The 23,312-nt window shown below is 67.7% G+C and carries 24 protein-coding genes; 14 read left to right on the forward strand and 10 right to left on the reverse strand.

Features of this window, described 5'->3' with window-relative positions; translation table 11 throughout:
- Positions 1 to 22 precede the first annotated feature (22 nt).
- Positions 23 to 1,783, forward strand: coding sequence for an N-acyl-D-amino-acid deacylase family protein (locus NM203_RS00400; protein ID WP_255057609.1), 1,761 nt, complete (start codon positions 23 to 25; stop codon positions 1,781 to 1,783).
- The gene (locus tag NM203_RS00405) at positions 1,784 to 2,740 is read left to right on the forward strand and encodes an alpha/beta fold hydrolase (protein ID WP_255057610.1); all 957 of its coding nucleotides are present in this window, start codon (positions 1,784 to 1,786) and stop codon (positions 2,738 to 2,740) included.
- Here the strand turns inward: NM203_RS00405 and NM203_RS00410 are convergent.
- Positions 2,737 to 3,036, reverse strand: a complete 300-nt coding sequence (locus tag NM203_RS00410; protein WP_255057611.1) for a hypothetical protein — start codon at positions 3,034 to 3,036, stop codon at positions 2,737 to 2,739. The genes NM203_RS00405 and NM203_RS00410 overlap by 4 nt on opposite strands.
- 89 nt (positions 3,037 to 3,125) lie before the next feature.
- Here NM203_RS00410 and NM203_RS00415 point away from each other — a divergent pair, with 89 nt between their 5' ends.
- The 3 genes from NM203_RS00415 to NM203_RS00425 are packed head-to-tail and all read left to right on the forward strand — an operon-like array spanning position 3,126 to position 6,410.
- Positions 3,126 to 4,787, forward strand: a complete 1,662-nt coding sequence (locus tag NM203_RS00415; protein ID WP_255057612.1) for an HNH endonuclease signature motif containing protein — start codon at positions 3,126 to 3,128, stop codon at positions 4,785 to 4,787.
- A gap of 55 nt (positions 4,788 to 4,842) precedes the next feature.
- The gene (locus NM203_RS00420; protein WP_255057613.1) at positions 4,843 to 5,484 is read left to right on the forward strand and encodes a cutinase family protein; all 642 of its coding nucleotides are present in this window, start codon (positions 4,843 to 4,845) and stop codon (positions 5,482 to 5,484) included.
- 44 nt (positions 5,485 to 5,528) lie between these two features.
- Positions 5,529 to 6,410, forward strand: coding sequence for a peptidoglycan recognition protein family protein (locus tag NM203_RS00425; protein ID WP_255057614.1), 882 nt, complete (start codon positions 5,529 to 5,531; stop codon positions 6,408 to 6,410).
- A 4-nt stretch (positions 6,411 to 6,414) separates the two neighbouring features.
- Here the strand turns inward: NM203_RS00425 and NM203_RS00430 are convergent, their stop codons facing one another.
- Positions 6,415 to 7,074: a DUF427 domain-containing protein gene (locus NM203_RS00430; RefSeq protein WP_255058261.1), complete on the reverse strand. Its 660-nt coding sequence runs from the start codon at positions 7,072 to 7,074 to the stop codon at positions 6,415 to 6,417.
- 261 nt (positions 7,075 to 7,335) lie between these two features.
- Between NM203_RS00430 and NM203_RS00435 the strand changes: the two genes are divergently transcribed.
- A complete protein-coding gene (locus tag NM203_RS00435; RefSeq protein WP_255057615.1) occupies positions 7,336 to 8,217 on the forward strand; it encodes a mycofactocin-coupled SDR family oxidoreductase in 882 nt (293 codons plus the stop codon).
- Between the two features lie 13 nt (positions 8,218 to 8,230).
- Here NM203_RS00435 and NM203_RS00440 read toward each other — a convergent pair whose 3' ends face one another.
- Positions 8,231 to 8,542, reverse strand: coding sequence for a hypothetical protein (locus NM203_RS00440; protein WP_255057616.1), 312 nt, complete (start codon positions 8,540 to 8,542; stop codon positions 8,231 to 8,233).
- 207 nt (positions 8,543 to 8,749) lie between these two features.
- Between NM203_RS00440 and NM203_RS00445 the strand changes: the two genes are divergently transcribed.
- The 5 genes from NM203_RS00445 (at position 8,750) to NM203_RS00465 (ending at position 13,561) form a co-directional block, all read left to right on the forward strand.
- Positions 8,750 to 10,192, forward strand: a complete 1,443-nt coding sequence (locus NM203_RS00445; RefSeq protein ID WP_255057617.1) for an amino acid ABC transporter substrate-binding protein/permease — start codon at positions 8,750 to 8,752, stop codon at positions 10,190 to 10,192.
- Positions 10,189 to 10,962 (forward strand): amino acid ABC transporter ATP-binding protein, encoded by a 774-nt coding sequence (locus NM203_RS00450; protein WP_255057618.1) that lies wholly within the window; start codon positions 10,189 to 10,191, stop codon positions 10,960 to 10,962. Before NM203_RS00445 ends, NM203_RS00450 begins: the two co-directional genes overlap by 4 nt.
- Positions 10,963 to 11,106: 144 nt before the next feature.
- Positions 11,107 to 11,361 carry a hypothetical protein gene (locus NM203_RS00455; RefSeq protein ID WP_255057619.1) on the forward strand — a complete coding sequence of 85 codons (255 nt, stop codon included), beginning with the start codon at positions 11,107 to 11,109 and terminating at the stop codon, positions 11,359 to 11,361.
- A 21-nt stretch (positions 11,362 to 11,382) separates the two neighbouring features.
- Complete coding sequence (locus tag NM203_RS00460; RefSeq protein ID WP_255057620.1) at positions 11,383 to 12,072, forward strand: DUF3060 domain-containing protein; 690 nt, start codon at positions 11,383 to 11,385, stop codon at positions 12,070 to 12,072.
- 496 nt (positions 12,073 to 12,568) lie between these two features.
- Complete coding sequence (locus tag NM203_RS00465) at positions 12,569 to 13,561, forward strand: MmpL3/TtfA transport complex stabilizer (RefSeq protein WP_255057621.1); 993 nt, start codon at positions 12,569 to 12,571, stop codon at positions 13,559 to 13,561.
- A gap of 3 nt (positions 13,562 to 13,564) precedes the next feature.
- On the opposite strand, the gene NM203_RS00470 is transcribed toward NM203_RS00465, so the two are convergent.
- The 3 genes from NM203_RS00470 to NM203_RS00480 are packed head-to-tail and all read right to left on the reverse strand — an operon-like array spanning position 13,565 to position 16,735.
- Positions 13,565 to 14,251 (reverse strand): response regulator, encoded by a 687-nt coding sequence (locus NM203_RS00470; RefSeq protein WP_255057622.1) that lies wholly within the window; start codon positions 14,249 to 14,251, stop codon positions 13,565 to 13,567.
- Positions 14,248 to 15,843: a sensor histidine kinase gene (locus tag NM203_RS00475; RefSeq protein WP_255057624.1), complete on the reverse strand. Its 1,596-nt coding sequence runs from the start codon at positions 15,841 to 15,843 to the stop codon at positions 14,248 to 14,250. The genes NM203_RS00470 and NM203_RS00475 overlap by 4 nt, the downstream gene beginning before the upstream one ends.
- Positions 15,836 to 16,735: an alpha/beta fold hydrolase gene (locus NM203_RS00480; protein WP_255057625.1), complete on the reverse strand. Its 900-nt coding sequence runs from the start codon at positions 16,733 to 16,735 to the stop codon at positions 15,836 to 15,838. Before NM203_RS00480 ends, NM203_RS00475 begins: the two co-directional genes overlap by 8 nt.
- A 105-nt stretch (positions 16,736 to 16,840) precedes the next feature.
- Here NM203_RS00480 and NM203_RS00485 point away from each other — a divergent pair, with 105 nt between their 5' ends.
- Positions 16,841 to 17,836 carry a DUF5685 family protein gene (locus tag NM203_RS00485; protein ID WP_255057626.1) on the forward strand — a complete coding sequence of 332 codons (996 nt, stop codon included), beginning with the start codon at positions 16,841 to 16,843 and terminating at the stop codon, positions 17,834 to 17,836.
- A 103-nt stretch (positions 17,837 to 17,939) separates the two neighbouring features.
- Entirely contained in the window at positions 17,940 to 19,319 is a 1,380-nt protein-coding gene (locus NM203_RS00490; RefSeq protein ID WP_255057627.1) for a cation:dicarboxylate symporter family transporter, read from the forward strand.
- A gap of 77 nt (positions 19,320 to 19,396) precedes the next feature.
- Here NM203_RS00490 and NM203_RS00495 read toward each other — a convergent pair whose 3' ends face one another.
- Complete coding sequence (locus tag NM203_RS00495; protein WP_255057628.1) at positions 19,397 to 19,708, reverse strand: hypothetical protein; 312 nt, start codon at positions 19,706 to 19,708, stop codon at positions 19,397 to 19,399.
- An 80-nt stretch (positions 19,709 to 19,788) separates the two neighbouring features.
- Positions 19,789 to 20,118, reverse strand: a complete 330-nt coding sequence (locus NM203_RS00500) for a hypothetical protein (RefSeq protein WP_255057629.1) — start codon at positions 20,116 to 20,118, stop codon at positions 19,789 to 19,791.
- 155 nt (positions 20,119 to 20,273) lie between these two features.
- Between NM203_RS00500 and NM203_RS00505 the strand changes: the two genes are divergently transcribed.
- On the forward strand, positions 20,274 to 21,908 hold the full coding sequence (locus NM203_RS00505; protein ID WP_255057630.1) for a long-chain fatty acid--CoA ligase: 1,635 nt from the start codon (positions 20,274 to 20,276) through the stop codon (positions 21,906 to 21,908).
- 4 nt (positions 21,909 to 21,912) lie between these two features.
- On the opposite strand, the gene NM203_RS00510 is transcribed toward NM203_RS00505, so the two are convergent.
- Entirely contained in the window at positions 21,913 to 22,041 is a 129-nt protein-coding gene (locus NM203_RS00510; protein WP_255057631.1) for a hypothetical protein, read from the reverse strand.
- Positions 22,042 to 22,079: 38 nt separating this feature from the next.
- Positions 22,080 to 23,279 carry a lipid-transfer protein gene (locus NM203_RS00515; RefSeq protein ID WP_255057632.1) on the reverse strand — a complete coding sequence of 400 codons (1,200 nt, stop codon included), beginning with the start codon at positions 23,277 to 23,279 and terminating at the stop codon, positions 22,080 to 22,082.
- Positions 23,280 to 23,312: the final 33 nt, after the last annotated feature.

Genomic DNA, 23,312 nt, shown 5'->3' on the forward strand with positions numbered 1-23,312 from the left:
GTAACGGTGTTACATTGGGCCGATGTTCGATCTGAAGATCACCGGTGGGACTGTTGTCGACGGCACGGGTGCCGATCGCTTCGTGGCGGACGTGGCCGTTAAGGACGGCAGGATCGTCGAGGTGCACCGCCGCGGGTCGGGCGACGCACCGCTCGCCGGCGAGGCGGCCGAAACCATCGACGCGACAGGCAAAGTCGTCGCGCCGGGCTTCGTCGACATCCACACGCACTACGACGGTCAGGTCAGCTGGGACAGCCTGCTGGAACCGTCGAGCAATCACGGCGTCACCACCGTCGTGACCGGCAACTGCGGCGTCGGCTTCGCCCCGGTACGGCCCGGCTCCGAGCAGTGGCTCATCCAGATGATGGAGGGCGTGGAGGACATCCCCGGCAGCGCCCTCACCGAGGGCATGACCTGGGGCTGGGAGAGCTATCCCGAGTACCTCGACGTGATCGGCAAGGGGCAGTACGCCGTCGACGTCGGCAGCCAGGTGGCACACGGTTCGGTGCGCGCGTACGCGATGGGGGAGCGCGGCGCGCGTAACGAGCCCGCGACGCCCGACGACATCGCCGCGATGGCGCGGCTGGTACAGGAGGCCGTCGAAGCGGGTGCCCTCGGCTTCTCGACGTCGCGGACCCTCGGCCACCGCGCCATGGACGGCGAGCCCGTTCCCGGAACGTTCGCCGCCGAGGACGAGCTGTTCGGCCTCGGCCGGGCGATGGCCGCGGGCGGTCAGGCCGTCTTCGAGCTGGCGCCGCAGGGTGTCGCCGGTGAGGACATCATCGCGCCGAAGAAGGAACTCGAGTGGATGCAGCGGCTAGGCGCCGAGATCGACCGGCCGATCTCCTTCGGGCTGATTCAGGTCGACGCCGCGCCCGACCTCTGGCGTGAGCAGATGGACATCTCGGCTGCCGCGCACACCGCGGGCAGTCGGCTGTACCCGCAGGTGGCGGCCCGCCCGTTCGGCATGCTGTTCGGATTCCCCGGACACCACGCGTTCACGCACCGCCCGACGTTCCGAAAGCTGAAGGCGGAGTTGGGCCGTGAGGAACTCGCGGATCGGCTCGCCGACCCGGCCGTCAAGGCGGCGATCCTCGGTGAGGACGACATCGCTCCGGATCCGAGCCTGCTGTTCGACGCCATGTACCTCCTCGTCCAGTACTCGCTGGGCCGGATCTACCATCTGGGCGACCCGCCGGACTACGAGCCCACCGACGACCGCACCGTGGAGAAGATCGCCGCCAACCGTGGCGAGGATCCGCTGGCGACGCTGTACGACCTGATGCTCGAAGCCGACGCCACCAATATGTTGATGCTTCCGTTCTTCAACTACTCGTACGGCAACTGCGACGCCATCGCGGAGATGCTCACTCACCCCGCCGGTGTGCTCGGGCTGTCCGATGGCGGCGCGCACTGCGGAATGATCTGCGACGCCTCGTATCCCACGTTCCTGCTGACGCACTGGGCGCGTGATCGCCACCGCGGCCCGAAGCTGCCGCTCGAGCATCTGATCCGCAAGCAGACGCACGACACCGCCCAACTGTTCGGTCTCGGCGACCGCGGCGTCATCCAGGTCGGTAAGAAGGCCGACGTCAACGTCATCGACATGGAGGCCCTGCGGCTGCACACCCCCAAGATGGCCTACGACCTGCCCGCAGGAGGAAATCGACTGGTGCAGGGCGCTTCCGGTTACGTCGCCACCGTCGTCAGCGGAGCCGTCACCCGCCGTGACGGCGTCGACACGGGGGCGCGTCCGGGTCGGTTGGTGCGCGGGGCCCGCTAGGTGGCCTTCCGCTACGACCCGCGGCACCGCCCACCACAGCCGTCCTGTCCCGCTGCCGATGCGTTCGGCGTTCAGTACGCCCCTGTGGCGGAGCGGGTTTCGCTGGCCTTCGTCCGCGAGGGCGTCGGCGGCGCACCGCTACTTCTGATACACGGCTACCCCGAGACCAAGCGGATCTGGTGGCGCAACATCGGGCCGCTGGCTGAAGCGGGTTTCGAGGTGATCGTCCCCGACCTGCGCGGCATGGGGGACAGTGACATCCCGGCCGACGATCAACTCGACCTGGTCACCTATTCGCGCGATCTATACGCGCTCGTCCACGACCAGCTCGGGCACTCGTCGTGTGTCATCGCCGCGAGCGATGTCGGAGGCGTCGTCGCTGTCGACATGATCCACCGGTACCCCGGTTTCGTCGACGCGTTCTGCGTGTTCAACACCGTCGCACCGCTCGGCGTCGACTACACGGGGATCGAATCGCTAAGCGGCCCAATCGAGTCTGAGACACTGGACCCGACCGGTGACTACCGGTGGATGCAGGGCGCGTTCCCGGACCAGCTCGCCGCGATGCTGACCACACCTCAGGCGCGCAGGCAGTGGGTGGCGAACATGTACACCAACCGACTGTGGTCGTCGCGCTACGCGTTCGACCAGGCGGCCGTGGACTTCATGACCGAGCCGTTCGCCGACGAGGCCCGGTTGCGTGCGGGATGGGCGACGTACCAACTGGCCTACGGGCGTGAGATGGCCGAGTTCCCGCTGATGGACGCCGTCGACGTGCCCACGCTGGTGTTGTACGGGCCCGACGATCACGTCCTCGGCGAGGATTTCGTGCCGCGCTGCGAGCGGGCGTTCCGTAACCGGATCGGACCGCTGGTGGTTCCCGGCGCAGGCCATTTCCTGCAGTGGGAGCGCGCCGACATCTTCAATCGACTACTTCCCGCGGTGTTCGGCGGCTAGATCCGCTTGGTCACCTCGCCGTGCAGATCGGGCCAGGGTGGCCTGCGGATCAGTGCGACGCAACTCAGGGTCGTGGCGACCAGTCCGACGAGGATGCCGAAGAGCGCGATCCGGGTGTCGTCTGTCGCCGGTTGCCACGCGCCCTTGCCGTCCTTGACGACGAACACGCCCACCGGCTTGGCGACGGGGATGATGGTTGTGCCGTCGTCGGTGTCGTACTTCGCACCGAAGACCGACAGCGCGTCGGGGTTCGTCTCGAGGGAATCGATGACCTGGCGAGCCTCACGAAGGTTCATGCGTTCTGCTTACTCCCGTCGCGCGGGTTTCGCTGCCCGGTTGGGATCGGCGACGGGAATCTGTCGGTGGTCGAATGTATGTTCGAGTCGTGTCGGGTACGGGGGTTGCGGAAGCGGTGGAGGCGGTGTTGGCGTTGAGCGCTGCCTACGACCGTTTCGCCGCTGCGGACCTGAGCTGTCTGTCGCGGGCGGAGCTGCTGCAGGTGTCCGATGAGTACGAGTCGCTGATGTGTCGGATGCCGTCGCAGTTGCATCGGATCCTGGCCGCGCTGCAGAGTGTCACCACCGCGGTCGCGATGGGGGCGAAGAACTGGAAGCAGGTGCTGGCGACGCGGTGGCGGATCAGCACCGCCGAGGCGCATCGCCGGTTGACCGCGGCCAGGGAACTGGGGCCGCGGACCGCGACGACCGGGGAACCGCTGGAGCCGGAGTTTCCGGCGGTGGCGGCTGCGCAGTCGCACGGGGCGATCGGCGCCGAGCACATCGCGATCATCCGCGACGTCGTGCGCAAGGTGAAGGCCCGCTTCGATGCGGTGACCGCCGCGCAGATGGAGGTGAGCCTGGTCCGGCTCGCGATCAAAGTGGGTCCCGCGGAATTGTCGGCCGAAGCGGCGCGGCGGTTGACGTTGCTGGATCAGGACGGTCCCGAACCCGACGACCGGGAACGCGACAGATCCCGCGGAGTCAGGATCGGCGCACAGCGCCGCAACGGCAACACCCCCATCGAGATCGAGGCCACCCCGGCGGTGGCCGCGGGGCTGGCGGCCTTCTACGCGAAATTCGCCGCCCCCGGCATGTGCAACCCCGACGACCCGCAGCCCTGCGTCTCGGGGACCCCGACTCAGGCCCAGATCGACAACGACCACCGCACGTTGGCGCAGCGGCGGCACGACGCGCTGGAGGTGATGACGCGCATCGCGCTGTCGAGCGATCTGGGCACCCTCAACGGGTTGCCGGTGTCGATCATCGTCAAGACCACCGTGGCGGACCTGCAGGCGATGGCCGGGGTCGCCGTCGCCGGGGACGGCACCACGATGTCGATCAAGGACCTGATCCGCCTCGGCGCGCACGCGCACTGGTCGCTGGCGGTCTTCGACGGCGCGACCGGGTCGGCGTTGGATCTGTTCCGCACCAAACGGGTCGCCACCGCCGCGCAGCGGTTGATGCTGATCGCCCGCGACTGGGGGTGCACCAAACCGGGTTGCCCGGTCGGCCCCTACGGCTGCCAGGTCCATCACGCTGCCCGCGACTGGGGCGCCGGCGGCAACACCAACGTCGACGAGAACGCGTTGGCCTGCCCGGCGGACAACCGACTCGTCGGCCCCCAACCGCATCAGTGGTCCACCGACGTCGTCGAGGGAGTGGTGCACTGGCATCCCCCCGACCACCTCGACACCGGTCAGGCCACCGTCAACTACCGCAACCGCCCCGACCAGATCCCCCTACCCGACGAGACGGCACCCCTGCCCTGGGACACGCCACCGCCGCCGGGTGGGGCGCGGGAGCCGTTGCCAGACAACGCTACTCCCGCCGACCCGGTGCCCGACCTCGACGACCCCGATGCCCTCGACGCGTTCGCCGTCTGGGCCTTCGGCGACGACACCACCCCCGCGCCCTTCATCCGATTCCACGCCGGCACACTGCAGTCCTTCACCGCCACCACCCGCACCCGCACCGAACTCAGCCGACTCATCCACCGCTGCCGCACCCGTGACCCACAGGGCGCACGGGGCCCCGCACCACCGCGCTAGACGCGGGCCGCCACTGTCACGTTCACCGCGCGCCGAACGATGAACGGATATGACCATGACCCGTTGTCCTGCCGCGCGCCTGCTCGGCTCCGTCGCCGCGGTGGCCGGGGCACTGCCGATCGTCCTGCTCACCAGCCCCATCGCGGATGCGGCCCCGTGCCCGGACGTCGAAGTCGTCTTCGCCCGCGGCACCACGGAACCGCCTGGGGTCGGTGGTATCGGCCAGGCGTTCGTGGACTCGGTGCGCGCGCAAGCCGGCGGTCGCTCGGTGGGCGTGTACGCCGTCAACTACCCGGCGAGCAGGGACTTCGGTACCAGCACGCCCGCTGGCGCAGACGACGCGGCCGCCCATATTCGGTCGATGGCCGCCTCCTGCCCCGGCACCAGAATGGTGCTCGGCGGCTACTCGCAGGGTGCCGCGGTCATCGACCTGGCGACTAACGCCGCACCCCCGGAGGCAGCTGACCACGTCGCCGCGGCTGCGCTTTTCGGCGGTCCCAGAAGCGCTTTCGCCGACTCCCTGTCGGCGGGACCGCTGCCGGCCACCGCTCCGGGGTACGTCGGGAAGACCATTGAGCTGTGCGCGCCCAACGATCCGATCTGCGCCGACGGCGGATGGGACATGAGGGCCCACGGTGCGTACGTCCAGAACGGCATGGTGCAGCAGGCGGCCTCGTTCGCCGCCGAACGGCTGTAGCGCACCCAGCGGACACGTCCTCGGGGAGCCGTAGGATCTGCGCGGTGCCACGTACCAGCAGATGGACCGGCGACCCGGTCTGGATCGCCGACGTCCTGCGCGCCGAAGGGGTGGACCTCGTCGAGTATCCCGGCTGGCGAGGTCGCGGCCACGGCGACTTCGAGGACATCCGCGGCGTCATGGTCCACCACACCGGTTCGGACTACGCCACCGCCGCCTCGATCGCCAACGGCCGCCCCGACTTGGACGGCCCGCTTTCCCAACTGCACATCGCGCGTGACGGCACGGTGACCGTCGTCGCGGCGGGGGTGGCGTGGCATGCGGGCGTCGGCATGTACCCGTGGTTACCGACGAACATGGGCAACTGGCATCTGATCGGCATCGAATGCGCCAACAGCGGCACCTCGATCTCCGCTCCACACCGCAGAAGCTGGCCCGACGCACAGTATCTCGCCCTCGTCCGGTGCTGCGCTGCGCTCAACCGCCGTCTCGGCCAGACCTCCAGCCGAACCATCGGACACAAGGAGTACGCGGGTCGCGCACAGGGCAAATGGGATCCGGGCGCCATCGACATGGACACGCTGCGCGCCGACATCGAGGCCAGGATCGGCACCATCACCGACACGGCGCCGACGCCACGGCCGCCCGTCCCCGTGGGCGGATATGCGGACGTGTTGATGTTCCGCGGAGTCGAGGGGCCACAGGTCGCCGAACTTCAGCGGCGTCTCAAATACGCTTACGCGTCCTACGCGGGCGACCTGGTCGTCGACGGTGTCTACGGTCCTCAGACGGAGGCGGCCGTGCGTGAGTTCCAGCGTCGCACAGCGGGTCTGAAGGTCGACGGGATCGTCGGGCCGGCGACGGCGGCGGCGCTGCGGCTCACGATCGTCACTCCGGCGGCGCTACCGGACAGCCGGGCGGTGTGACTGGTCAGCCGAAGTGGGTGCTGGGACGGACCAGGCGCTGCCCGTCGACGCTGATGTCGACCTTCTCGTTGTAGAACGCCACGGTTCCCGCGATGCTCGCGACCGCGGGCAGTGGGTAGTCGTACGACCACGCCAGATCCGCGAGGAGCGACTCTCCTGAGCGCACCGACCAGTACGCGGAGGTGACGCCCTTGTACGGGCACTGCGAGACCGTGTCCGAGGGCTCGAGGTGCTCGAAACGGACATCCGTGCGATCGATGTAATACCTTGTGGGCAAACCCGTCTCGAAGAGCAGCACCGGGCTGCGGGTATCGGCCAGCACCACCCCGTCCAACTCGACGACGACGTGGCGATGCGATCGCAGCGCGTCGACCCGTGCATACGGATTGCGCGGGTGCACATGGATCCGTTCGTCCTCCTCGAACCAGGTGAGCGCGTCGAACTCGAACCGCACCAGCCCCGCGAGGTCGCCGTCGTCGAACACCCGCGCGGCTACGTCGACGAGGTCGTCGGTGCGGACGTCGGCGAGTGGGATGTAGTACTGCGGGTAGTACGGCACCTCCCAGACGTAGCGGGCGGTCGTGGTGTCGAAGACCAGGCGATCGCCGAGGTAGCCGCGCACGCGTCGCGGTGCGGGTTCCACCCTGCCGCGCGCGGCGGCCATCTGCGGGTAGTCGGGTGCGGGAGACGTGTCGGTCACGTCCTCGATGATGGCCAACGGCGCGCCGCACCGCCTCGGCACCCTAAGAATCGTTCACCGACGGTGGCAGAGGAGTCCCTGTAGTGCATGGAAGCCGATCTCCCGAAGAGTGAAAAACCAAAGTTTTGTCCCGAAAGCCTTGATACCCGCAGCGCGGATGTCATAGGTTCAAGCATCGTTCGAGCGCGGGGTTTCGACCCGCGCCCATAGTGCGTCGGAGGACTCGTGGCCGGAAAACTCGAAGGCAAGGTCGCGTTCATCACCGGCGCCGCGCGGGGGCAGGGGCGCGCCCACGCCGTCGCGATGGCCCGAGAAGGCGCCGACATCATCGCCGTCGACATCTGTCGCGACATCCCGTCGAACCCGTACCCGCTGGCGACTCCCGACGATCTCTCCGAAACCGAACGCGCCGTCAAGGAACTCGGTCGTCAGGTGATCGCACGCATCGCCGACGTCCGCGAGCGCCACGAACTCCGCGAGGCCGCCGAAGCGGGCGTCGCCGCCCTCGGGAAGATCGACATCGTGGTGGCCAATGCCGGCATCCTGCCGATGGCGATGGGCAGGCAGCACGACGCCATGTCGTTCGTCGACGCCAGTGACGTCGACCTCCTGGGCGTGATGAACACCGTGGCCGTGACGATGCCGCACCTGCCCGACGGGTCGTCGATCATCGTGACGGGTTCAACGGCGGGCATGATCCGCGGCACCACCGACAACCCGAACATGGGACCGGGGGGAGCGGGCTACGGCTGGAGCAAGCGCGTCGTCATGGAGTACGTCGAGGAGATGTGCATGCATCTGGCGCCGCGGATGATCCGCGTCAACGCCATCCACCCGACCAACTGCAACACCCACCTGCTGCAGAACGACGGGATGTACAGCATGTTCCGGCCCGACCTGACGCAGCAGGGCGTGCAGGCGACCCGCGAGGATGCCGAACCCCTGTTCACCATCTTCCAGGCGATGCCGATTCCGTACATCGAGCCCGAGGACAGCGCCAATCTCGGTGTCTTCCTGGCGAGCGACGACAGCCGGTACATCACCGGACAGCAGATCCGCGTCGACGCCGGGTCGCTGCTCAAGTGGCCCAACGGCCCCGGCGGCTAAGCACTCTCGGCGCTCAGCGACGCGAGCAGTCCAGGGAGACCGTGATGGTGCGGTCGACAACGACCTCGATCACGCGGTCGCGATTGCCCGGCCCGTTGACCCGCACGAACTCGGTGCGGTTCTGCGGGTTGCGCACGTTGGTGACCTCGCACTGGTCGAGCGGCGCGCTGCCGACCCGGTCGAGCTTGACGTTGAAGCCCTGGGCTTCCAGCTGGCCGATCGTGACGATGGCCGACTGGCCCGCGGCGTAGGCGGGTGCGGGTGAGCCGAGAACGCCGATCGCCGCGACGGCGATGGCGGCGGGCAGGAGAAGTGCGCTGCGCATGATGTGTCCTTGTCGTGGTGGGGAAACCGATGACTCGATCGTGGCGGTCGGCACCCCCCTCGCACTTGGAGGAAGTGTGGAGATTGTCTGGAGATTGCAGGTAGCCGCGGTGAGCAGATGATCGTGGCGGTGATTCGGCCACGCGGCGGACCATCGCCCCGCTAGCGTGTGACTTCCCGCATTCGGCCACGATGGGAGAAACACACCATGCGAACACCTCGGCTGCGCTGGCTCGCAGTGACCGCCGTGGCGGTGCTCGCCGGTCTCGGCGTCGTCGCGACTGTCGGTTCACCCGAGGCGAGAGCCGAGGGCGAGACGTACACCATCGCCACCGATACGACGTTCGCGCCGTTCGAGTTCCAGGACGCCCAGGGCAACTTCGTCGGCATCGACATGGACCTCATCCGGGCCATCGGTGAGGACCAGGGCTTCACCGTCGACATCAAGCCACTCGGTTTCGACGCCGCTCTGCAGGCGGTGCAGGCCAATCAGGTCGACGGTGTCATCGCCGGCATGTCGATCACCGACGAGCGCAAGAACGTCTTCGACTTCTCCGAACCGTACTTCGAGTCCGGCATCCAGATGGCGGTGCTCGAGGACAACACGGACATCAAGTCCTACGAGGACCTCAGGGGCAAGCGGGTATCCGTCAAGAACGGCACGCAGGGTTCGGATTTCGCGAACTCGATCAAGGACAAGTACGGCTTCGAGGTCGTCTCGTTCGCCGACTCGTCCACGATGTTCGACGAGGTGAAGACCGGCAACTCGGTGGCGGTCTTCGAGGACTACCCCGTGCTGCTGTACAACATCACCAAGGGCAGCGGCTTCAAAACCGTTACACCGAAAGAGGATCCGACCGGTTACGGGTTCGCCGTCAACAAGGGTCAGAACGCCGAACTCCTCCAGAAGTTCAACGACGGCCTGAACAACCTCAAGGAGTCGGGCGAGTACGACAAGATCGTCAGCACCTACCTCGGCGAGGCCGCGACCACCGCTGACACCACGTATACGGGGCTGATCAAGAGCACGTACCCCCTGCTGCTCGCGGGTCTGAAGATGACGATCATCCTGACCGTCGTCTCGATCTTCTTCGCACTGATCCTCGGGATCATCTTCGGTCTGCTACGGGTCTCCCGGTCGATCTGGCTGCGTGCCATCGGCACCACCTTCGTGGACATCTTCCGCGGCACACCGCTTCTGGTGCAGGCGTTCTTCATCTACTTCGGCATCCCGGCGGCCCTCGGGTTTCAGATGTCGGCTGTGACGGCGGGCATCATCACGCTGTCGCTGAACGCCGGCGCGTACATGACCGAGATCGTCCGCGGCGGAATCCAATCCGTCGACAAGGGGCAGATGGAGGCGTCCCGGAGCCTGGGCATCGGCTACCTGCCGACGATGCGCAAGGTGATCCTGCCGCAGGCGATCAGGACGATGATCCCGTCGTACATCAACCAGTTCGTCATCACGCTGAAGGACACGTCGATCCTGTCGGTCATCGGCATCGCCGAACTGACGCAGACGGGGCGAATCATCATCGCCGGAAACTACAAGTCGTTCGAGATGTGGCTCATCATCGGCATCATCTACTTCATCGTCATCATGGCGCTGACCAAACTGTCCGATCGGCTCGAGAAGAGGTTGGTGAAATGAGCCAGCTGGTCCCTGAGGCCGCGGCGACGGAACCCGCGGGCACCGTCAAGATCCGCATCGAGGGTCTTAAGAAGTCGTTCGGTGACCTGGAGGTGCTCAACGGCATCGACACCACCATCAGCCACGGTGAAGTGGTCTGCGTCATCGGCCCGTCGGGCTCGGGCAAGTCGACGTTCCTGCGCTGCCTGAACAAGCTCGAGGACATCACCGGCGGCAAGGTGGTCGTCGACGAGTTCGATCTCACGGACAAGAAGGTCGACCTCGACAAGGTGCGCCAGCACATCGGCATGGTGTTCCAGCACTTCAACCTGTTCCCGCACATGACCGTCATCGACAACGTGACGCTGGCGCCGCTGCTCACGAAGAAGATGGACAAGGCCGCCGCGGAGAAGAAGGCCCTGGAACTGCTCGGTCAGGTGGGGCTCGCGGAGAAGGCGAACGTCAAACCCGCCACGCTCTCAGGCGGCCAGAAGCAGCGCGTGGCGATCGCCCGTGCGCTGGCGATGAACCCCTCGATCATGCTGTTCGACGAGGCCACCAGCGCGTTGGACCCGGAGATGGTGGGCGATGTGCTGCAGGTGCTGCGCGACCTCGCCGAGGGTGGCATGACGATGGTGGTGGTCACTCACGAGATGGGCTTCGCCAGGGAGGTCGCGTCCAGGGTGCTGTTCATGGACGGCGGGAAGATCGTTGAGGACGCGCCGCCCGCCGACCTGTTCGACAACCCCAAACATCCACGCCTGCAAGAGTTCCTGTCCAAGGTGCTGTAGCCGGGGCAGACGCGCCGCCTGCGATCTGCGCGACACGGGGTGGAGAGGGGTAGCCCCATCGCGCATCGATTGGCAAGATGGACCCATCCCCGTGGTTCCCTGCTGGAGGCATCCCTTGGCCGGCTCCGTTCGAGCGCGCGCGTCGTGAAGCACCGCCCTGAGTACTTCATCGACCGCGGCATGGTTGTCGAGTGTGAGGACAACGGTGCCTGTGAGATCGCGCGCAGGGACGGCCTGCACCTGGCGGAGTGGCTGGTCACGCTGTCGTGCGAGTGCATCCTGGCGTTCTGCGAGAAGGCCACCGATCAGGTCAAGGAGCTGACCGACATCCACAAGTGCCCGCGCTGCATGGCGCGGGACGTCTCGGTCGCCACGGTGAACCCACTGCCCATGCTGTAGGCGATGTGGCAGCATCGGCGCATGGCTGCCGACGACGACCCTGAGCAGCGCATCCGGGAACTCGAGCGATCGCTGTCCGACAGGGCTTCCGAGCTCGGTGTCGGCCGCGGCGACGCGCCTGTGCCGACCTACATCCCGGCGCAGGACGCGTATCCGCCCCCGCCGCCGGGGGCCGCCGGCTATCCGAGCTATCCGCCGCCGGGCGCGTACTCGCATTCCCCGGTGATGTTCGGTACGCCCTTCCAGCGGGCCTCGCCCGGCGCGCTCCGGTTCGGCTGGTTGCTGGTCGCGATCCCGGTCATCGGCCTCGTCATCGCCGGCATCTCGTTCGCCGTCTTCTTTCAGGCGGCTGACGACGTCACGAGCCAGTTCAGCTCGATTCACTCGGCGAACCCCTCGATCGGCTTCCCCGCGCCGTCGCGCGGCGGCACCGCGCCGACCGTGGCCGAGGGCGGGACGGTCAGCGTGTCGGGGGTGTCGAAGCGCGAGAGCGTGGCGTGCGACGGCGGTTCGGTGAACGTCAGCGGTGTGTCCAACACCGTCGAGATCACGGGACACTGCGCGACCGTGATCGTGTCCGGAGTGGAGAACACGGTGGAGGTCGAGTCGGCCGACTCCATCACCGCATCGGGCTTCACCAACCGGGTGACCTACACGTCCGGAACACCGGAGACGTCGGCGACGGGCGACAACGTCATCGCGAGGGGCTGACGTCGCCACCGGTGAACGCCGGGTGAACAGCGAACGCGAGCGGGGGCCGATGATCTTGATCACACCCGCCCCGGCCGTCGCAATCGTCACTCTCGTCAGTTAGGCCGCAGGCGGACCGGAGTTTGCTGTCGTGTCGCCGTGTGATTTAGCGAACACTTTCAGATTGAAAACTAAGAATCCTCTGCCGGGCGGTGATGAATGTCGCACCGGCAGCTAGTCGGAGACTCGACGAAACACCAGGCAATGAGTACGAAACACTCGGCGAGCAAAAGATAACGACGGGGTAACGAAGAGATTCTTAAGCGTGGGCTGAGAGGTGGCGCCGTCTCCGGCGGGAACGGCTGTCGACGACCTTCAGAACGTCGGAATCCGTCGCTACACTCGATTCAGACCACGTCCAAGGGGGGCGCTGGACTGTATTTGATCTATGTCGGCGCATGTCATGCCGACGGAGGTGCCGAATAAAATGGCTAACACTTTTGCGCGCGCTCAGAGCGTGACGGTCGACAGTGCCGACGTGTCCCTGCTCGCTGAGGGGTACGTCGGTCGCGGACCGATCTCCGACCTGGCTGCCGATTCCGGCGCGCTGGTCGTGACCAACTTCGGCGACAACACCGTCGCCGTGGTCGACGTCGACACCCTCGCCGTACGCGGTGGGGTGAAGACCGGTCGGCCCTTCGCCGCCGGTGCCGCACACGGCCGGGCCTTCGTCGCCGTCTCTTCGGCGAGCGAAGACGCCATCGCCGTCATCGACACCGCCAACGGCGCCGTGGTGGCCGCCTACCCGATGGACGGCGCCGTCGCCGCGATGACCGTGAGTCCCGACGGCAAGCGCGTGTACGTGGCGCGCGACGGCCGCGACGGGGTGGACGTCGCCGTCATCGACGTCGTCGCCGAGCGCCTCGCGACCATCAACATCATCGCGACGCCCGACACCACCATCGACGCACTGCGCGTCGACGAGGCGGATCGACGGCTGTTCGTCGCGGTGACGGACTCCGTGACCAGCCGCATCATCGTCGTCGACATCGCCACGGGCCGCGTGCGCCGCACCCTCGACATCGGCGCGCCGATCCGCGGCCTGGAACTCGGCCTCGACAGCACCGCGTACGTCCTGACCTCCGACATCACCTCACGCGGCGTGCTGCACATCGTCGACCTGGTGGCCAACCGGGTGACTGGCACCGTGGCCGTCGGCGCGGCCCCGATGCAGCTCGCGCTCAGCGCGGACGGCTCGCGCGCCTTCGTCGTCGACTACGACAGGGTGCACGTCGTCTCCACCGAGGCCTACGCCGTCGTCGGTGCCGTCACGGTCGGTGCCCGCCCGGCCTGCGTCGCCGTGGCCGACGAGCGGCTGTTCATCGCCGACTACAACGGTGGTCTCACCTCGTACGCCATCACCGCGCGGGTGATGATCGCCCCGCCGTTCGTCGCCGCTCAGCACGTTGTCGCCGAGCGGGTGCGCGAGCTTCAGGTCGCCGGCGTCTGATCGCTACCGCCACTGATAGCGCGTCTTGGGGCGACCCTTGCCGTAATCGGTGTGACGGAGGACGACGCCCTCGTCGGCGAGCCGTTCCAGGTAGCGCCAAGCGGTAACACGCGATACCCCAACCTCTTTCGCGACCTCGTCGGCGGTGGCGCCGTCGGCGCGGTCGCGCACCACGCGGGCGATGTCGTCGTTGGTCTGCGGGGCGGCGCCCTTGGGGTTCACCGACCGGTCAGTGGCCACCCGTAGTTCGGCCAGTGCACGATCGACCTCCTCCTGGCTGGCCGCGTCGACACCCGCCGGCAGTGCGCTGCGGTAGCGCCGGTACCGCTCCAGCCGATCGCGGAAGGCCGCGAACGTGAACGGCTTCAACAGGTAGGCCAGAGCGCCGTGCGCGACGGCGGCGCGCACCATCTCGAGATCGCGCTCGGAGGTGATCGCGATGACATCGGGCGCCGGGCGCAGTCCCGCCAGGGCCGACGCCAGCTGGATACCGCTCGCATCGGGCAGACCGAGGTCGAGGAGCACCAGGTCGATGGGTGTGTCGGTCGCGGACGCCTCGGACGCCACCTTCATCGCGTCGCGAGCGGTGTTGGCGACCGCGACGCAGGCGAACCCGTCGAGCCGGCCCAGATACGTCTCGTGGGCCTGTGCTATCAGCTGATCGTCCTCGACGACAAGCACCGTGATCATGCGGCCCTCGGCACTGTCACCGTCACGACGGAACCGTACGTCACATCGGCGGTCAACTTCCCCCCGTGTCGCGCCACCACCTGTGCCACCAGCGCGAGGCCCAGCCCGTGATGCTCGGTGCCACCGTCCGACTTCGTCGAGTAGCCGCGTTGCATGGCGCGCGCGAACGTGTCGGCATCCATGCCCGCGCCACTGTCCGCGACCCGCATCAGCAGTTCGTCGTCGTCCAGGCTCACCGTCACCTCGACCCAGGGGTCGTCACGGTCGCACGCGTCCATCGCGTTGTCGACGAGATTGCCGAGCACCGTGACGATCTCCTGCGGCGTCAGCGGCAGACCCTCGCTGGCGCCCGGCAGGTGGGTGTCCTCGGTGATCGTCAATGCGATACCGCGCTCGTCAGCCTGGGCGGTCTTGCCGAGCAGCAGCGCCACCAGTGCGGGTTCGCCGACGTCGTCGGAGAGCCGGTCGACGAGCCGCTGCGACAGCGCCAACTCCGCGGTGGCGAACGTGACGGCGTCCTCCGGCCGGCCCATCTCCACCATCGTGATGACCGTGTGCAGCTTGTTCGCGGCTTCGTGCGCCTGCGCGCGCAGCGAGTCGGTGAGCACCTGCAGCGAACTCAATTCGCCCAGCGCGCCCTGCAATTCGGTGCGATCGCGGATCGTCACGACCTCGGACTCGGACATCCCCCGGTCGCTTCGCTCCTGCCCGCCGGATGCTGACCCCGCGACCTTCGAGCGGTTGACCACCAGCACCCGGTCCTCGGTGACGTGCAGCTCATCGCGCACCCCCGGTTCGTAGCTGCGCAGAAAGTCGGGAAGGTCTTCCGGCTTCACCTCGCCCGGCGGCAGACCGAGCAGCCGACGCGCCTCGTCGTTGGCGAGCACCACCCGATTGCGGTCGAGCACGATCAGCCCCTCGGACACCGAGTGCAGGATCGCGTCGTGGTGCTCGTACATCACGCGCAACTCGTCGGGCCGCAGACCGTGGGTCTGGCGCAGCAGCCTGCGCCGGATCGCCCAAACGCCGACGAGCGAAAGGGCAAGGGCGCCAAGGCCGACCACGGCGATGGCGGGCACCTGGTCGCGCCAGCGCTGGGCCAGCGTCTGCTGGGTGATGCCCGCGGCCACCATGCCGACCACCTGACCCCGCGTGTTGCGGACCGGTACGATCGCGCGCACCGACGGCCCGAGGGTGCCGGTGTAGACCTCGGTGTAGGTCTCACCGCGCAGCGCGGGTTCCCTGGTGCCGATGTACGGTCCGCCGATCTGGCGCGGATCGGTGTGCGTGAACCGGATTCCGTCGGGCGCCATGATCGTGATGAACGCGATGTCGGTATCGGTGCGGACGGCCTCGGTGACCGGCTGAAGAATCTCGGTGGCCCTGTGTGATTCGATCGCCGCGGCCGTCGACGGGGCGTCGGCCAGGGCCGTGGCGATCGACACCACCTGCTGGCGCGCCGCCGCGTCTCCGTCCTGCCGCGCGTCGATGAGCGCCAGAATGCTGCCCGTCGCCACCACGATCGTGATCACCAGTACCTGCAGCGCGATGGCCTGCCCGGCCAGCGAGCGCGGCCACCACGCTCTACGCACCGAGGTCTCCCGCGGCGACGGCCAGTATCTCGTCGGCCGCTCCGACCGCGATGAAGTGGCCACCGCCGTCGACCTCGTGCCACACGGCACCCGGCATGCGGTCGGCGACGGTCCGGTTGACGTAGGCGGCGACGAGGCGGTCGTCGGTGCCCTGCCAGACGTGCACCGGACGGTCGATGGCCGTGACGTCGAAAGCCCACTGGCGGTAGAGCAGTTCGGCGTCAGCGACCAGGCCGCCGGACCCCTGCGCGAAGCAGTCGGCGAACGCGTCGAGCATCAGGTCCTCGACGCCCGGCCGGGCGAGCACACGTTGGTCGTAGTCGTTGACCGAGTCGCGCAGCTGCTTGCCGAACGAGCGTCGGAAGTGCTTGGCGCCGAAGCCGATCGACGCGTACATCAGGTGGAAGCCGGGCCTGAACCGCAGCGCGAGGGTGCCGCCCATCGCATCGGCCTTCGACAGATGATCGGCTGCCCAGTTGTCGCCGAAGGCGCCGTAGCAGCCGCCCGCGATGTTCGTGACGTGCCGCAGTCGGCTCGCGTCGATACACGCCGCCGCGGCGAGTGCCCACGGGCCGCCCTCCGACCACCCCGTCACCCCGAACTCCCGGTGGCCGAGCGCGTCCGCGAGCGCGATGGTGTCCGTCGCGCCGTCGGCGAACGTGCGGCCGGGCTGCGGGCTCGACCCGCCCATTCCCGGCCGGTCGAGACACACGAACCGCAATCGGTGCCGGGCAGCGGCATCGGCGAACAGCTTCGCCTCCAGCCTGCTGCTCGGGCCGCCGTGGTGGTGGATGACGAGCGCGCCGTCGGGGTCACCCACCTCGAGGTAGGCGAGCGTGCGGCCATCCGAGGTGACCAGGTCTCCGGCCGCCTCGTACCCGCTGTCCGCCACGCCGCCGAACGTACCGCGCAGGGCCACGCCGCCTCACGGGAAACCGCCAAGACGACCGCTGCGGCTTCTCCTGACAGCGCGGGCATCTATCGCTACATTCGGCGTGTGTTCGGCATCATTCGGCCCTGTCGTCATCGCCTCGGTGGCGAACTCAGCGCGGTCTGGACCGCACAGCTCTGCGGGCTGTGTCTGGCCCTGCGCGACGACCACGGGCAGGCGGCCCGAGTCGCCACGAACTACGACGGGCTCCTCGTCTCGTTGTTGGTGGAAGCGCAGTCGCCCGAGTCGCCGGAGCGCCGTCCGAGCGGACGTTGTCCACTGCGCCGGATGCGGACCGTCGATGTCGCGGCGGGGGATTCGGTGCGGTTGGCGTCCTCGGTGTCGCTGGTGCTCGCCGCCGCCAAGGTCCGCGACCACGTCGAGGATCGCGACGGCATCCTCGGTGCGGGCGCCGTGCGGCCGGCGTCCCGCCGAGTGGCCGAACGCTGGGCGCGTCAGGGCGCCGACGCCGGTTCGGCGCTGGGCTTCGACACGGACGTACTGACCCGCGCGGTGCTGCGGCAGGCGGAACTCGAGGCCGCTGCGGCGCCCGGCAGTTCACTGCTGTCGATCACCGAACCCAGCGAGACGGCGGTCGCGGCGGCGTTCGGCCACACCGCGGTGCTCACCGGGAATCCGGGGAACCACGCACCGCTGCGCGAGATCGGCCGGTTGTTCGGACGGTTGGCCCACGTGCTCGACGCCGTCGAGGACTACGACGACGATCTGCAGCGGGGCAAGTGGAATCCGTTGGCCGCCACCAACACCTCGGCCGGTGCCGCGCGCGAACTGTGTGCCGACGCGGCGGTGGGGATCGAACTCGCCCTTGCCGACGTGCATTTCGTCGACGGCCGGCTCGTCGAGCGCCTGTTGGTCGGCGAAGTGCGCCATGCGATCGAGCGGGCGTTCGCATCCAACGACTACGGCTATGGGCCAGGGGGCGACCCCTACGGACCGGGCTCGAACCGCCGTCCGGACAACCGGCGACGGGGGTGGTGGCGGCGTCGCGCCTCCAATTGCGGCGACTGCTGCGATTGTTGCGACTGCTGCGATTGCAACTAGCCGGGGCCGGGGCACCGAACTAAATGAACTAAAGCGTGACCTGGGTCACTTGTGGGAACACGATGCTTGGCAGACCACATCGCGCGACCCGAAGGAGCACCCCATGGCCAACCAGGTAGATACGTCGGCACCGCCCGACAAGCCGGCGAAGAAGGATCGCACGCACTGGCTCTACATCGCCGTGATCGTCGCGGTCGTCGCGGGCGTCATCGTCGGGATGCTCTCCCCGGACGTCGGCAAGAGCGTCGGCGTCCTCGGCACGATGTTCGTCGCGCTCATCAAGATGATGATCGCGCCGGTCATCTTCTGCACGATCGTGCTGGGCATCGGGTCGGTCCGGAAGGCCGCTACGGTCGGCAAGGTCGGCGGCCTCGCGTTCCTGTACTTCCTCGTCATGTCGACGTTCGCGTTGGCGATCGGCCTGGTGGTGGGAAACCTCATCCACCCCGGCGCCGGGCTGAACCTCAGCGAGAGCACGGCGGGTAAGGGTGCCGAACTCGCTGAAACCGCCCACGAGGCAGGCGGTCTGCTGGACTTCGTACAGGGCATCATTCCCGAGACGCTGTTCTCGGCGTTGACCGCCGGCAGCGTGCTGCAGGCGCTGTTCGTCGCGCTGCTCGTCGGGTTCGCGCTGCAGGGCATGGGCTCGGCCGGTGAGCCGGCGCTGCGGGCCATCGCGTCGCTGCAGAAGCTGGTGTTCAAGGTGCTCGTCATGATCCTGTGGCTCGCCCCCATCGGTGCGTTCGGTGCGATCGCCAACGTCGTCGGCCAGACCGGTTGGTCCGCGGTGACGCAACTCCTCGGCCTGATGCTGGCCTTCTACATCACCTGCACGATCTTCGTGTTCGGCGTGCTCGGCGTCATCCTGCGGGTGGTGTCCGGGGTGTCGATCTTCAAGCTGGTGCGCTACCTGGCACGCGAGTACCTGCTGATCGTGTCCACGTCCTCGTCGGAGTCCGCGCTACCGCGTCTCATCGCCAAGATGGAACACCTCGGCGTCGAGCGCACGACGGTTGGCGTGGTGGTGCCCACGGGCTACTCGTTCAACCTCGACGGCACCGCGATCTATCTGACCATGGCTTCGCTGTTCATTGCAGGCGCGCTGGGCGACCCGCTGTCGGTCGGTGAGCAGATCGGTCTGCTGGTGTTCATGATCGTCGCCTCGAAGGGCGCGGCGGGCGTGACGGGCGCCGGGCTGGCCACGTTGGCGGGCGGCCTGCAGGCCCACCGTCCGGACCTACTCGACGGCGTCGGCCTGATCGTGGGCATCGACCGGTTCATGTCGGAAGCCCGTGCGCTGACCAACTTCTCGGGCAACGCCGTCGCCACCATCCTGGTCGGGTCGTGGACCTACACCGTCGACAAGGAGCGTGTCGACCTGGTGCTCAGCGGTGGCGATCCGTTCAACGAGTTGACGATGGTCGACGACGATCACGGCGTCGGAGAGCCTGCGCAGGACAAGAAGGTTCCCGCGCCGGCCTGAGTGTGACCCACGAGACTGCGGTTGTTGACGGAACTCGCGAGAGATCCGTCAACAACCGCAGTTTCGGCGTTGTGGGGTCAGGAGCAGTTGAGCGACACCGACACCGTCTGGCTGGTGACCTGCGGGACGAGAATGCGGTCACCGCCCAGGCCCGGTCCGACGTAGGGCACCAACTGCGACGTCGTCTGCGGGTTGCGCACGCTCGTCACGGTGCAGTCGCTGATCGGGGCGGTGCCGATCTTGTCGATGGTGACCGTGTAGCCCTGCTGCTGTAGGCGCGCGATGGTCTCGGTGGCCGACTCCTCGTCGGCTCCGGCGAAGGCGGCGGGTGCCAGCGCGGCACCGCAGATGCCGACGGCCGCAGCGGCCATCGCGAACGTCGTACGCATCACGTGCGCCTCTCTGTCGTGTCGGGGAACATCATCCCCCAAGTACATCGCGCGTGGGAACCGCAAACTTCCCGCGAGTGTCACGTGCAGTCGAGGGACACCGAGATGGACTGAGACGTGACGACCTCGATGATGCGGTACTTGCGGTTGCCGTTCTCGTCCTTCTTGCCGTAGTAGTCGCGGATGAGGTCGGTCTGGGTCTGCGGATTGCGGACGCTCGTGACGACGCAGTCCTGAATGCTCTTGCTGCCGACCCGGTCGACGTTGACCGTGTACCCCTCCTGCTGCAACCGCGAAATGGTCGCCTGGGCATCCTCGTCGGCGGACGCAACGCCCGCGGGCGACGCGATGACACCGAACCCGACTGCGACGGATGCGGCGAGAGTGGCGAGTGTTAACGATGGACGCATGAGCGCGCCCCCTTATCTGATAATCGGGTGTATCTCGCCTGGTACATCGCTCCAGACGGGGATTTCGTTGCACCGTTGCCGTTTCGCCCTGGGCGAATCGCGCACAGGCGTCGCCGGCGCCGCTAGCATCGCGGCCAACCGAAGGGGAGCAGCAGATGCGCAGCACCATGCAGGACGTCCCGTTGACCGTCACCTCGATCCTGCGGCACGCCGTGACCGTGAACGGCGACCGCACGGTGACCACCGCTCTGGGTGACGGGCGGTACCGCAGCACCAGCTACCGCGAACTCGGTGAGCAGGTCGCCCGTCTCGCGCACGCGCTGCGCGGCGTCGGGATCACCGGCGACCAGCGAGTCGGCACCTTCATGTGGAACAACGTGGAGCACCTGGCGGTGTACCTCGCCGCGCCCGCCATGGGGGCGGTGCTGCACACCCTCAACATCAGGCTGTCGCCCGAACAGATCGCCTACATCGCCAACGAGGCGGAGGACCAGGTGATCGTCGCGGACCTGTCGCTGGCCGCCCAGCTCGCGCCCGTTCTCCCCATGCTTACGACGGTGCACACCATCCTCGCCGTCGGTGACGGCGACCTCACCCCGCTGCAGAACGCGGGCATGATGGTGATCCGCTACGACGACGCCCTCGGCGGACGCCCGCCCGAGTACGACTGGCCCGTGCTCGACGAGAACACCGCTGCCGCAATGTGTTACACCAGCGGCACTACCGGCAACCCGAAGGGCGTGGTGTACAGCCACCGATCGACGTATCTGCACTCGATGAGCACGTGCACCACCAACGTGCTCGGCATCGGGGTGGAGGATTCGGTGCTGCCGATCGTGCCGATGTTCCACGCCAACGCGTGGGGATTGCCTTATGCGGCGCTCATGGCGGGTGCCGATCTGGTGCTGCCCGATCGCTTCATGGACGCCCCGTCGCTGCTGAACCTCATCGGCACCCATCGGCCGACCGTGGCGGGCGCCGTTCCGACGATCTGGAACGACGTCCTCAATCACCTGGAACGCCATCCGGGACACGACATTTCGTCGCTTCGTCTGGTCGCGTGCGGCGGCTCGGCCGTACCGCGCTCGATGATGGAGGTGTTCCAGAACCGCTACGGCGTGCGCATTCAGCAGGCGTGGGGCATGACCGAGACGTCACCGGTGGCGACCGTCGCCGCGCCGGTGCCGGGAGTCAGCGACGAGACCGCGTGGACGCTGCGGGCGTCCCAGGGCCGCGCGGCCTGCGGCGTCGAGGTGCGCATCGTCGACGACGAGGGCCTGCCGCTGCCGCACGACGGCAAGGCCGTCGGCGAGGTCGAGGTGCGAGGGCCCTGGGTCACCGGGTCGTACTACCTGGGTCGAGACGAGGCCAAGTTCGCCAGCGGCTGGCTGCGCACGGGGGACGTCGGGCGGATCGACCCCCTGGGTTACGTCACCCTGACCGACCGCGCCAAGGACGTCATCAAATCGGGCGGGGAGTGGATCTCGTCGGTCGAGCTCGAGAACCACCTCATCGCGCATCCCGCCGTGCTCGAAGCCTCGGTCGTCGGGGTGCCGGACGACCGATGGCAGGAACGCCCGCTGGCGGTCGTCGTCCTGCACGACGGTCACCAGGTCTCCCCGCAGCAGCTTCGGGAGTTCTTGACCGACAAGGTGGTTCGGTGGTGGCTACCGGAGCGCTGGACGTTCGTCGACCAGGTTCCGCGCACCAGTGTCGGCAAGTACGACAAGAAGACGATCCGGGCCAGGCACGCCGACGGCGAGTACGACGTGGTGGAGTACCGCGACTAGGCCGTCACCCGTCGTCGGACTGTTGATCCTCAGCCGAGCCCTTTTCGGTGGGCTGCTCGGACTCGTCCTTCACCATGTCGGGGTCGGCGTCGAAGTCGCCGTCTGCCCCACCTATCGAATCGGGTCTGGTCATGGTCGGGGCATACCCGCATCCCGCGAACAGACGCAGGGCTAGCGCTCGGCGCGTTGGTAGGCGGTGACGACGGCGGCGCCGCCGAGGCCGATGTTGTGCTGCAGGGCCGCGGTGACGTTGTCGACCTGACGCTTGTCGGCGGCACCGCGCAGCTGCCAGGTGAGCTCGGCGCACTGCGCGAGCCCGGTGGCGCCGAGGGGGTGGCCCTTGGAGATCAATCCGCCCGACGGGTTGACCACCCAGCGGCCGCCGTAGGTCGTCTGGTTGTCGTCGATCAGCTTGGGCGCCTCACCCTCGCCGCACAGGCCGAGCGCCTCGTACAGCAGCAGCTCGTTGGCGGAGAAGCAGTCGTGCAGCTCGATGACCTGGAAGTCCTCGGGGCCGAGCCCCGACTGCGTGTAAACCTGTTGTGCGGCTTGCACGTTCATGTCGTAGCCGATGACGTTGCGGGCACTGCCGTCGAACGTGCTCGCGAAATCGGTGGTCATCGCCTGGCCGACGATCTCCACGGCGCGGTCGGCCAGCCCGTGCTTGGCCACGTAGTCCTCACTGACCACGATCGCCGCGCCCGAGCCGTCCGAGGTCGGCGAGCACTGCAGCTTGGTGACCGGATCCGAGATCATCTTCGCGGCCAGGATGTCGTCGAGCGTGTACTCCTCCTGGAACTGCGCGTACGGGTTGTTCACCGAGTGCTTGTGGTTCTTGTAGCCGATCTTCGCGAAGTGCTCGGCGGTCGTGCCGTACTTCTTCATGTGCTCGCGTCCCGCGGCGGCGAACATCCACGGCGCCACCGGGAAGGCGAACTCCTCCAGTTCGGCCAGCGCCTTGATGTGCCTGGCCAGTGGGGATTCGCGGTCCTCGGCGCCACCGCCGAGCGCGCCCGGCTGCATCTTCTCGAAACCGAGGGCGAGCACGCAGTCGGCCAAGCCGCCGCGAATCGCCTGTGCGGCCAAGTAGAGCGCGGTCGACCCGGTTGAACAGTTGTTGTTCACGTTGACGATCGGGATGCCCGTCATGCCGAGTTCGTAGAGCGCGCGGTTGCCCGATGTCGAATCCCCCGAGCAGTACCCGACGAAGCCCTGCTCCACCTCGGTGTAGTCGATGCCGGCGTCCTCGAGCGCCTTGGTGCCCGATTCGCGAGCCATATCGGGGTAGTCCCAGCCCTCCCGGCGGCCCGGCTTCTCGAACTTCGTCATGCCGACTCCGGCGACGAACACGCGATTCCTGCTTCTGGCCATGACCGATCCCTTCGCGACGCTGCGGTTACCAGC

Source organism: Mycolicibacterium arenosum, from assembly GCF_024320865.1.
Taxonomy (GTDB): Bacteria; Actinomycetota; Actinomycetes; order Mycobacteriales; family Mycobacteriaceae; genus Mycobacterium; species Mycobacterium arenosum.